The following is a 10,553-nucleotide window of genomic DNA, read 5'->3' on the forward strand; positions in this document are numbered from 1 at the left end:
CTCCGCGGCGTTGATCTGACACCATTCTTCGTACAGCTCTGTCGGCTCAGTTGCTCCGCCGCGACGACAGCGGTGGCCGCGGCGGGGCGGCAGCGACGGAGAATCTCACCCGGTTGGCGGGTGAGGACGCCAGGAGACGGATGGGACCGCGGAGTGCGGGGCAACGACAGCTACCGGGCTAATGACAGCTACCGGGCTGACGACCACCTCTCGCTGCTCGAAGCCGAGATGGAACGGCTGAGGACCGAGCGGGGCAAGGCCGTCGACCACGCCGACGACCTCGGTTACCAGGTGGAGGTGCTGCGCGCCAAGCTGCACGAGGCGCGGCGCAACCTGGCCGCCCGCCCCGCGTACGACAACATCGGCCACCAGGCCGACCAGCTCCTGCGCAACGCCCAGATCCAGGCCGACCAGCTCCGCGCCGACGCCGAGCGGGAGCTGCGGGAGGCCCGCGCCCAGACCCAGCGGCTGCTGCAGGAGCAGGCCGAGCACCAGGCCAGGTTCGAGGCCGAGTGGCACGCCGAGGCGATCGCCCGGCGCCGGGCGCTGGACGAGGAGCTGGCCGAGCGGCGGGCGACCGTCGAGACGCACGTCAACGAGAACGTGGCCTGGGCCGAGCAGTTGCGCGCCCGTACCGAGTCGCAGGCCCGCCGCCTGCTGGACGAGGCCCGCGCCGAGGCCGAGGCGTCACTGGCCGCCGCCCGGGCCGAGGCCACCAGGGCGGCCGAGCAGACCGGCCAGCGGCTGACCGCCGAGGCGCAGGCCGCCAGGGCCGAGGCCGAGCAGATCCTGCGCCGGGCCAGGACGGACGCCGAGCGGCTGCTGACCGCCGCCTCCACGCAGGCCCAGGAGGCCACCACCGAGGCCGAGCAGCTGCGCAGCAGCACCCGCAGCGAGTCCGAGGAGGCCCGAGTCCGGGCCGTCGAGGCCACCCGCCTGGCCGAGGAGCGGATGCGGGAGGCCGACGAGACGCTGCGCACCGCCCGCGCGGAGGCCGAGCGGCTGCGCGACGAGGCCGCGGCGGGCGCCGCCAAGCGGCTGGCGCAGACCGAGTCGGAGAACGAACAGCGCACCCGTACCGCCAAGGCCGAGATCGCCCGGATGGTGGCCGAGGCCACCAAGGAGGCCGAGGCGGCGAAGGCGGAGGCCGAGCAGGTGGTGGCCGACGCCAAGGCGGAGGCCGAGCGGCTCAAGGCCGAGGCCGCCGAGGCGGCGAGGGCCGCGGCCTCCGAGGACGCGGCCGCGCAGCTCGCGCAGGCCGCCAGGTCGGCCGAGGAGATCCTCACCAAGGCGTCGCAGGACGCCCGCTCGACCACCAGGACCGCCGCCGAGGAGGCCGAGCGGATCCGCAAGGAGGCCGAGGCCGAGGCCGAGCGGCTGCGCACGGAGGCGGAGGCGTCGGCGCAGGAGCTGCGCGGCGCCGCCCAGGACGACACCGCGGAGTACCGGGCCAGGACCGTCGAGCTGCAGGAGGAGGCGCGCCGGCTGCGCGGCGAGGCCGAGCAGCTGCGGTCCGAGGCGGTCGCCGAGGGCGAGCGGATCCGCGGCGAGGCGCGGCGCGAGGCCGTCCAGCAGATCGAGGAGGCCGCGCGCAAGGCCGAGGAGCTGCTGGCCAAGGCGAAGGCGGACGGCGACGAGGTGCGGCAGGGCGCCGCCGCCGAGTCCGACCGGATGCGTGCCGAGTCCGTCGAGCGGGCCTCATCGCTCCAGCTCAAGGCCGAGGAGGCGCTGCGCGTGGCGCGCGCCGAGGCCGAGGAGCTGCGGGCGGAGGCCGAGCGGCAGGCCGCCGCCGTCAAGGAGGCGGCCGAGCAGGCCGCCGCCGAGCAGCGGGCCGAGGCCGAGACGCTCGTGGCGCGGATGCGCGCGGAGGCCGAGACCGACCTCGTACGGCTGCGCGAGGAGGCGCAGGCGCGGGTCGCGTCGGCCGAGGAGCGGCTGCGCGAGGCGAGCACCGAGGCCGACCGGATCCGGACGGAGGCGGCCGAGGAGGCCGAGCGCCTGCGCCAGGAGACCGCCGAGCGGGTCCGGGCGCTGCGGGAGCAGGCGGAGGCCGAGGCGGTACGGCTGCGCGACGAGGCGGCCGCCGACGCGGCGCAGACCCGCGCGGAGGGCGAGTCCGTCGCCGTACGGCTGCAGGCGGAGGCGAGCGCCGAGGCCGAGCGGCGCCGGTCGGAGGCGCAGGAGACCGCGGACCGGCTGCGCGCGGAGGCGGCGGCCGCGGCCGAGCGGACCGGGCAGGAGGCCGCCGAGGCGCTGGCCGCCGCCCAGGAGGAGGCGGCCCGCCGCCGGCGCGAGGCCGAGGAGCTGCTGGCCGCGGCCCGCGCGGAGGCCGAGCAGGAGCGGTTCGGCGCCCACCAGGAGAGCGAGGAGCTGCTGGCGGCCGCCCGCCGCCGGGTCGAGGACGCGGCGGTGGAGGCCGACCGCCTGGCGGCCGAGGCCGAGCAGCGGGCCACCGACATGGTGGCGGCGGCCGAGACGACCGCCCAGCAGGTACGGGACTCCGTGGCGGGGCTGCGCCAGGAGGCCGAGGACGAGATCGCCGGGCTGCGCTCGGCCGCCGAGCACGCCGCCCAGCAGCTTCGGGCCGACGCCCAGGGCGAGGCCGACCGGCTGCACGCCGACGCCAACTCCGAGCGGGAGCGGGCCGCCGAGGACGCCGCGCGCGTCCGCCGGGAGAGCCAGGAAGAGGCCGACGCGGCACGCCAGTTGGCGGACCGTACCGTCGGCGAGGCGATCGACGAGTCCGACCGGCTGCGGGCGCAGGCCCGCGAGGACGCCAACCGGATGCGCACCGACGCGGCGAACCAGGCCGACCAGCTCGTGGGCAAGGCCCGCGAGGAGGCCGAGCGGATCGGGACGCAGGCCCGGCAGACGCTGGCGGACGCCGAACGGGACGCCGAGCAGGCCCGCGAGGAGGCCCAGCGGATCCTCGACGAGGCACGCGAGGCGGCCAACAAGCGGCGCAGCGAGGCCGCCGAGCAGGCCGACGAACTGATCAACAAGGCCAGGGCCGAGGCACTGAAGACCCAGGCGGCGGCCGAGGAGCAGGCGGACACGATGGTCGGCGCGGCCCGTGGGGAGGCGACACGGCTGCTCGGCGAGGCCACGTTGGAGGCCAACGGGCTGGTCGAGCGGGCCAGGACCGACGCCGACACACTGCTGGCCGAGGCCCGTCAGGACGCGACCGCGATCCGCGAGCGCAGTGAGGAACTGCGCAGCCGGGTCGAGTCCGAGGTCGAGGAACTCCACGAACGTGCCCGCAAGGAGGCCGCGGAGGCGATGAAGTCGGTGGGCGAGCGGGTCGACAAGCTGGTGGCCGCCGCGACCGAGCAACTCGCCGAGGCGGAGGCCAAGGCCGCCGAGATCAAGACCACGGCGACCTCGGAGGCGAGCAAGGTACGGATCGCCGCCGTGAAGAAGGTCGAGGGCCTGCTGAAGGAGGCCGAGCAGAAGAAGGCCGAGGCCGAACGCGAGGCGGCCCGGGTCAAGGGGGAGGCACGGGCCGAGGCCGAACGCGTGGTGGCCGAGGGCAGACGAGAGCTGGAGACCCTGATGCGTCGCCGCGAGGACATCAACGCGGAGATCTCCAGGGTCCAGGACGTACTGGAAGCGCTGGAGTCCTTCGAGGCACCCAAGTCGTTCGACTCCCCGCCGGCCGGCGGGGCGAAGAGCACGGTGGCGGCGGGTGCCGGCGCGGGCGCGGTTCGAACAGGCAGCAAGCGCATCGAAGATGCTCCACTCGATTGAGCGGATGTTTTTGTTACCTCATCCGCAATGGCTCGGTGACACGCCGTCCGGGCCCCTAGGATTCCCCCTATCACCTCACCGGTCTGAATCGACAGGAACCTCATGAGCGACACTTCCTCCCCCTTCGGCTTCGAGCTCGTGCGGCGCGGATACGACCGCGGACAGGTGGACGACCGCATCACCAAGCTCGTCGCCGACCGTGACAGCGCCCTGACGAGGATCACGGCGCTGGAGAAGCGCATCGAGGAGCTGCACCTCGAAACCCAGAACGCCCAGGCCGCCGTCAGCGACGCGGAGCCGTCGTACGCCGGCCTCGGCGCCCGTGTCGAGAAGATCCTCCGCCTCGCCGAGGAGGAGGCGAAGGACCTGCGCGAGGAGGCCCGCCGCGCCGCCGAGCAGCACCGGGAGCTGGCCGAGTCGGCCGCCGCCCAGGTGCGCAGCGACGCGGAGGCCTACTCCGCCGAGCGCAAGGCCAAGGCCGAGGAAGACGGCGCGCGGATCGTCGAGAAGGCCAAGGGCGACGCCACCCAGCTCCGGAACGAGGCGCAGAAGGACGCCCAGGCCAAGCGCGAGGAAGCGGACGCGCTGTTCGAGGAGACCCGCGCCAAGGCCGCCCAGGCCGCAGCGGACTTCGAGACGAACCTGGCCAAGCGCCGCGAGCAGTCCGAGCGGGACCTGGCGTCCCGTCAGGCGAAGGCGGAGAAGCGGCTGGCGGAGATCGAGCACCGCGCCGAGCAGCTCCGTCTGGAGGCGGAGAAGCTGCGCACGGACGCCGAGCGCCGGGCCCGCCAGACGGTGGAGACCGCGCAGCGCCAGTCCGAGGACATCGTCGCGGACGCCAACGCCAAGGCCGACCGGATCCGCAGCGAGTCCGAGCGCGAGCTGGCGGCGCTCACCAACCGCCGCGACAGCATCAACGCGCAGCTCACCAACGTGCGCGAGATGCTGGCCACCCTCACCGGCGCGGCGGTCGCCGCGGCCGGCTCCCCCGCGGACGACGAGCCGATCTCGCGCGGCGTCCCGGCCCAGCAGTCCCGCTGAACCCGACCGGCGGGCCGCCTCGACCGGGCCCGCCCCGACCCGGCCGTCCCGGCCCCGGCCGCCACTGACCGGAGCCGGCCGGCCGACCGGCCAACCCTCGCCGGCCGTCGAATGTCGCAGTTCTGGAACCCCTGCCCCTCCTCGGGCAGGGGTTCCGCCGTATGTTGCTAGCCTCGCCCCCATGATTGAGTTGCAGGGGCTCACCAAGCGGTACGGGGACAAGACCGCTGTCGACCATCTGACGTTCACCGTGCGCCCCGGCGTGGTGACCGGATTCCTCGGCCCCAACGGCGCGGGCAAGTCCACGACGATGCGGATGGTGCTCGGCCTCGACCGCCCGACCAGCGGTGACGTACGGATCGACGGCAAGCACTACGCACAGCTCAGCGAACCGCTGAAGTACATCGGCGCGCTGCTGGACGCCAAGGACGCGCACGGCGGCCGCAGCGCCTACAACCACCTGCTGTGCCTGGCCCAGTCCAACCGCATCCCCCGCCGCCGGGTGGACGAGGTGCTGGAGACCGTGGGCCTGACGGCGGTGGCCAGGAAGCGCTCCAAGGGCTTCTCGCTGGGCATGGGCCAGCGGCTGGGCATCGCGGGCGCGCTGCTCGGCGACCCGGAGATCCTGATGTTCGACGAGCCGGTCAACGGGCTGGACCCGGAGGGCATCCACTGGATCCGCAACCTGATGAAGGGGCTCGCCGCCCAGGGCCGCACCGTCTTCGTCTCGAGCCACCTGATGAGCGAGATGGCGCTGACCGCCGAGCACCTGATCGTCATCGGCCGCGGCCGGCTGCTCGCCGACACCTCGATGGCGCAGTTCATCGCGCAGAACTCGCGGTCCTTCGTACGGGTGCGCACCCCGCAGGTCGAAAGCTTCCAGGACGTGCTGACCGCGGCCGGGTACCGGCCGGTGCGGGCCGACGACGGCTCGTTCGAGGTCCAGGACGCGGACCCGGCCCGGCTCGGCGAACTCGCCGCCGAGCACCGGCTCGTGCTGCACGAACTCAGCCCGCAGCGCGCCTCGCTGGAGGAGGCGTTCATGCGGCTCACCGCGGAGTCCGTGGAGTACCACGCGCACGGTGCGGTGACGCCCGGCGCCGCGGCGCCGGGGACGCCGCCGGGCGGGACGCCGGGGGTTCCGGGGATGCCGGGTGCGCCGGTCGCCGCCGGGCAGCCGCCCGTACCTCCCGTACCGCCGCCGGGGCAGGCCGCGCCGCCGGCCGAACCCGGGCAGCCGCCCGTACCGCCCGGGCAGCCCCCGCAGCCGCAGTGGGGCTCCCAGTGGCGCAACAACCCGCGTTCCGGAAAGAGGCGTTGACATGGCCGCCCCCGCCGCCGTCCTGCAGTCCGAGTGGACCAAGATCCGCTCCGTGCGGTCCACCGTGTGGACCCTGGCCCTGGCCTTCCTCGTCACCGTCGCGCTCGGCGCGGTGATCTGCCTGGTGTTCAACAACACCTGGGACAACCTGTCCGACTCCGACAAGGTGACCTTCGACGCCACCCAGACCAGCTTCTTCGGCATGACGCTGGGGCAGCTCGCGCTGATCGTCTTCGGCGTGCTGGTCATGTCCAGCGAGTACAGCACCGGCATGATCCGCACCTCGCTGGCCGCCGTGCCGCAGCGCGGCACCTTCTACTTCTCCAAGGTCGCGGTGGCCGGACTGCTGGCCCTGGTGGTCGGCATGGCCACCAGCTTCCTGACCTTCTTCCTGGGCCAGGCGCTGCTCGGCTCGCACAAGGCGCACCTCGGCGACCACGGTGTCTTCCGCGCGGTCCTCGGCGCCGGGCTCTACATGACCCTGCTGGTGCTGCTGTGCGTGGGCGCGGCGGCGATGCTGCGCAGCCCGATGCTGGGGCTGGGCATCCTGATGCCGTTCTTCTTCCTGGTCTCGCCGATCCTGGCGGCCGTGCCCAAGGTCAAGACGGTCGCCCGCTACTTCCCGGACCAGGCGGGCCGCAAGATCATGGAGGTCGTGCCGTCCTCGGACAACCACACCTCGTACGGGCCCTGGGGCGGCATGGCCATCATGGCCGTATGGGTGGCGGCGGCGCTGCTCGGCGGCTACGTCGTGCTGAGGAGGCGCGACGCCTGAGCGGAGCCTTTCGCGGGCGTCAGCGGCACGGCGTCAGTAGCGCGGCGCGTCACGGGACCGCTGGACCTTACGGGTCCGGCGGTCCTTCGCCTGCCAGCAGGCGCGGTGCCAGTGCCGCCGGTCGTCGAGGCCGTCGTACTCCCGCCAGGCGACCACGTGGGCGACGCCCGGCGGGATCTCCTGGTCGCAGCCCGGGCAGCGGTAGTGCTTGGTGGAGGCGCTGCCCGCCACGGGTCTGACCACCCAGTCCTCGCCCTGCCACTCCTCCCTGGCTCCCCCGCCGGGCACCAGGCCGCGCTCCTCACCGGCCGCGGCCGCGGCTGTGGCGCGGCGCGGCCCGCCGGGACGGTTACGTCGCGGGGACACGCGTGGCTCCTTCGCTCTCTCGGTACTCCCGCCTCTCGCGGCGGACAGTTCTTTCCAGCGTACGCGCGGTGACAGCCGGGGGCGGAAGACCCCATCTGCCGTACCCCTGCCGAAAATCATGAAAACGCGACAGAAAGCCGTGCCTTTGGCACGTGCCAGACGTTAGACGGTCAAGGAGGGAGTATGCGATGCGAGTTGGGACCTTCGTCCTCGCGGCTCAGTTCCCTGGCCAGGGACAGGCCGAGCCGCTGCACCGGGCGATACGCACCGCCGACGCCGCGGAGAGCGCCGGTCTGGACGCCGTGTGGCTGGCGGAACACCATTTCGTGCCCTACGGGGTCTGCCCGTCGGCCATCACCCTCGCGGGTGTACTGCTGGGCCGCACCTCGCGGATCGGGGTGGGAACGGCGGTGAGCGTGCTGCCGACGGCGCACCCCGTGGCGCTCGGCGAGCAGTCCGCGCTGCTGCACCTGCTGTCCGGCGGCCGCTTCACGCTGGGCGTGGGCCGCGGCGGGCCCTGGGTGGACCTGGAGGTCTTCGGGGCCGGCCCGGCCGCCTTCGAGACCGGGTTCCCGGAGTCCCTGGACCTGCTGCTGCGCTGGCTGCGCGAGCCGGCCGTCGGCGCGGACGGCCCGCGCTACCGCTTCCGTGAGGTCCAGGTGGTGCCGCGGGCCGACGAGCTGGACGGCCGCGGCGGCCCGCCCGTCGTGGTCGCCTGCACCTCGCCCGGCACGGTCCGGCTGGCCGCCGAGCGCGGCCTGCCCATGCTGCTGGGCATGCACGCCGGGGACGAGGAGAAGGCCGAGATGGTCGCCCTCTGGCGGTCCCGCGCGCTGGAGGCGGGCCACCGGCCGGAGGCGGTCGAGGCGGTCGACCACGTCTCGGCCGGTGTGGTGCAGATCGCCGACACCCGGGGCGACGCGGCCGAGACGCTGCTGAAGGCGATGCCCGGCTGGCTGCAGCAGGGGCTGGCGGCCCACCGGACGTACGACGGCAGCCGCCGCGCCATGCGCGACCCGCTGGCCTACACCGAACTGCTCTGCGCCCTGCACCCGGTGGGCCCGCCCCGGCTGTGCGCCGACCGGCTGGCGGCGACCGCCGAGCGCACCGGCATCACCCGGTTCGCGCTGCTGGCGGAGGGATCCGGCGATCTGGCCGTGACATTGGACAACGTCGCGCGGCTGGCGGGCGACGTGCTCCCGGAACTGGCTTGAATCCGTGGGGACCGGCCGGCCCGGGGAGCACGTCCTCCCCCGCCCCTTCGGGCACGGGGGTCCCCCCGGTGCCGGCCGCCGTAACCGTCCCGGGTTCAGCAGTCCCGCAACTCCGGCGACTGGTTGAGCACTTGGGAACGCAGGGAGGTGAAGTCCCCGAGGGCGCCGTCCACGGCGGGGTCGAGCGGGAAGACGGCCACCCGGTGGCAGTTCTGGAACGCCAGCCGCACCCCGAAGTGCCGCTGCAGGGCGCCCCGTATCGCGTCGCTCGCCAGCGCCCGCAGCAGTTGTCCGCGCTCCTTCTCGCTCGGCGGCGGCACCTGGTTGTCGGCGAACTCACCGCCGTCGACCTTGAGCTGCGCCACCAGCGAGCTGATCATCTCCCACGCGTAAGGGAGGGACGTCCGGACGCAGTCGACGAATTCCTTCTCGTCGACCTCGCCTCGCTCGGCCTGCTCCAGCAGGGCCGGTGAGACGTCGAGCGACATGGGTACTCCTCTCGTGACCCAGCCGTGGGGTGGCCGGGTCTGGGGGTACCCCCATGCCCGAAGGGCGTTGGGGGAGGACGAATGCCCGGAGCCGTTCCGGCGCCTCCTGTCCGGCGGCTCCGGGCTTCAACCGTAGGGGCCCGTGGTGCGCAAGCACCAGGAGGGAACACCCACAACCAGCCAACGTGCGGGGCAGGGGCCCCCGGCGGGGCGGGCGGGGGCCGGCCGCCGGACCGATGCCGGGCCCGTGCCTGGCCCGCCGCCGGACCGATGCCGGACCCGTGCCGGGCCGGCCGCCGTCGTGGGCGAATCGCGCGGAGGGCACGGGGTCGAGTAGCGTTGCCGACCATGCGCCTCGTCATCGCCCGCTGCTCCGTGGACTACGCGGGCCGGCTCTCCGCCCACCTGCCCTCGGCCACCCGGCTGCTGCTCATCAAGGCCGACGGAAGTCTGTCCGTGCACGCCGACGACCGCGCCTACAAGCCGCTCAACTGGATGTCGCCGCCGTGCAGCCTCAAGGAGGGCGAGGACGGGATCTGGACGGTCACCAACAAGGCCGGCGAGCAGTTGATCATCTCCATCGAGGAGATACTGCACGACTCCTCCCACGAACTGGGCGTGGACCCCGGCCTGATCAAGGACGGCGTGGAGGCCCACCTCCAGGAGCTCCTGGCCGACCGGATCGAGGTCCTGGGCGACGGCTGGACGCTGGTCCGCCGCGAGTACCCCACCGCGATCGGCCCGGTCGACATCCTCTGCCGTGACGCCTCCGGCGGCACCGTGGCCGTGGAGATCAAGCGCCGCGGCGAGATCGACGGCGTCGAGCAGCTCACCCGCTACCTCGACCTCCTCAACCGCGACCCCCTCCTCACCCCCGTCCGCGGCATCTTCGCCGCCCAGGAGATCAAGCCGCAGGCCCGCGTCCTGGCCACCGACCGCGGGATCGACTGCGTCGTCCTGGACTACGACGCCCTGCGCGGCATCGAGGACGACAAACTCCGGCTCTTCTGAGGGGCGTTACGGGAATACGGGGGCGTATGCAGGACGCCCGTGACGCGCTGCTGTGGAAGCTGGAGGGGCTGCCGGAGTACGACATCCGCAGCCCGCTGACGCCGGCGGGAACCAATCTGCTCGGCCTGGTCAAGCATGCGACCGGCACCGAGGCGTCCGGCTCGGCGCGACCTTCGGGCGGCCCTGTTCCCACGCTCCGGCGCAGACGGCTGATCACCATCACGTCAACGGATCACGGCAGGGCTGAACCGGCTCGGCGTCGACCGAGGTCGACCGGCCGGGGCATCGTCCGGGAGGCGGCGCCCGATCGACCGATCGGGGTGTGGTCTACCTGCTGCCGGCCGTCGCCCGAGGCTGACGCAGGAGGTCTCGCCGGGGAAGCGGCCGATGGCCTTGACCCGGCGGCGGGTCTCGCCGAAGGTCCGCTCCGCCGGATACCGCTTCTCCCAGGTGGCGATGAAGGGCACCCTACGCCCGTGATCATTTGCACCAGACCTTGGACGCGACCACCCGCAACCGGGTGAACCGATATTTTGCGGAAATAGCAAGGCTGTTTGCCGAAGACGGTAGCGCGGGGTGACAGTGCCGAT

The 10,553-nt window shown here is 73.6% G+C and carries 8 protein-coding genes and 1 pseudogene; 7 read left to right on the top strand and 2 right to left on the bottom strand.

Annotation, left to right across the window (positions count from 1 at the left end):
* The first annotated feature begins 153 nt into the window (after positions 1-153).
* The 4 genes from scy (at position 154) to K7G61_RS28555 (ending at position 6,884) form a co-directional block, all read left to right on the top strand.
* A complete protein-coding gene (scy, locus tag K7G61_RS28540; RefSeq protein WP_374204270.1) occupies positions 154-3,747 on the top strand; it encodes a polarized growth protein Scy in 3,594 nt (1,197 codons plus the stop codon).
* 102 nt (positions 3,748-3,849) lie between these two features.
* Entirely contained in the window at positions 3,850-4,788 is a 939-nt protein-coding gene (locus tag K7G61_RS28545) for a cellulose-binding protein (RefSeq protein WP_225849896.1), read from the top strand.
* A 181-nt stretch (positions 4,789-4,969) separates the two neighbouring features.
* Positions 4,970-6,109, top strand: coding sequence for an ABC transporter ATP-binding protein (locus K7G61_RS28550; protein WP_225849897.1), 1,140 nt, complete (start codon positions 4,970-4,972; stop codon positions 6,107-6,109).
* Position 6,110: 1 nt separating this feature from the next.
* A complete protein-coding gene (locus tag K7G61_RS28555; RefSeq protein ID WP_225849898.1) occupies positions 6,111-6,884 on the top strand; it encodes an ABC transporter permease in 774 nt (257 codons plus the stop codon).
* A gap of 33 nt (positions 6,885-6,917) precedes the next feature.
* Here the strand turns inward: K7G61_RS28555 and K7G61_RS28560 are convergent, their stop codons facing one another.
* Positions 6,918-7,250 (bottom strand): ATP/GTP-binding protein, encoded by a 333-nt coding sequence (locus tag K7G61_RS28560; RefSeq protein ID WP_225849899.1) that lies wholly within the window; start codon positions 7,248-7,250, stop codon positions 6,918-6,920.
* Positions 7,251-7,438: 188 nt separating this feature from the next.
* Between K7G61_RS28560 and K7G61_RS28565 the strand changes: the two genes are divergently transcribed.
* A complete protein-coding gene (locus K7G61_RS28565; protein WP_225849900.1) occupies positions 7,439-8,464 on the top strand; it encodes an LLM class flavin-dependent oxidoreductase in 1,026 nt (341 codons plus the stop codon).
* 95 nt (positions 8,465-8,559) lie between these two features.
* Here the strand turns inward: K7G61_RS28565 and K7G61_RS28570 are convergent, their stop codons facing one another.
* Positions 8,560-8,952 (bottom strand): SCO5389 family protein, encoded by a 393-nt coding sequence (locus K7G61_RS28570; RefSeq protein WP_225849901.1) that lies wholly within the window; start codon positions 8,950-8,952, stop codon positions 8,560-8,562.
* Between the two features lie 348 nt (positions 8,953-9,300).
* Here K7G61_RS28570 and nucS point away from each other — a divergent pair, with 348 nt between their 5' ends.
* Positions 9,301-9,963: an endonuclease NucS gene (nucS, locus tag K7G61_RS28575; RefSeq protein WP_225849902.1), complete on the top strand. Its 663-nt coding sequence runs from the start codon at positions 9,301-9,303 to the stop codon at positions 9,961-9,963.
* Between the two features lie 26 nt (positions 9,964-9,989).
* Positions 9,990-10,160, top strand: a pseudogene (locus K7G61_RS37390) (DUF664 domain-containing protein); the annotation flags it as partial.
* Positions 10,161-10,553 lie beyond the last annotated feature (393 nt).

The organism is Streptomyces sp. HPF1205 (assembly GCF_020400825.1).
In the GTDB taxonomy this organism is placed as follows: Bacteria; Actinomycetota; Actinomycetes; order Streptomycetales; family Streptomycetaceae; genus Actinacidiphila.

Excerpts from the sequence above, each read along its gene's own strand:
- K7G61_RS28545 (WP_225849896.1), top strand. The coding sequence starts at position 3,850 with ATGAGCGACACTTCCTCCCCCTTCGGCTTCGAGCTCGTGCGGCGCGGA.
- K7G61_RS28550 (WP_225849897.1), top strand. The coding sequence starts at position 4,970 with ATGATTGAGTTGCAGGGGCTCACCAAGCGGTACGGGGACAAGACCGCT.
- K7G61_RS28555 (WP_225849898.1), top strand. The coding sequence starts at position 6,111 with ATGGCCGCCCCCGCCGCCGTCCTGCAGTCCGAGTGGACCAAGATCCGC.
- K7G61_RS28565 (WP_225849900.1), top strand. The coding sequence starts at position 7,439 with ATGCGAGTTGGGACCTTCGTCCTCGCGGCTCAGTTCCCTGGCCAGGGA.
- K7G61_RS28570 (WP_225849901.1), bottom strand. The coding sequence starts at position 8,952 with ATGTCGCTCGACGTCTCACCGGCCCTGCTGGAGCAGGCCGAGCGAGGC.
- nucS (WP_225849902.1), top strand. The coding sequence starts at position 9,301 with ATGCGCCTCGTCATCGCCCGCTGCTCCGTGGACTACGCGGGCCGGCTC.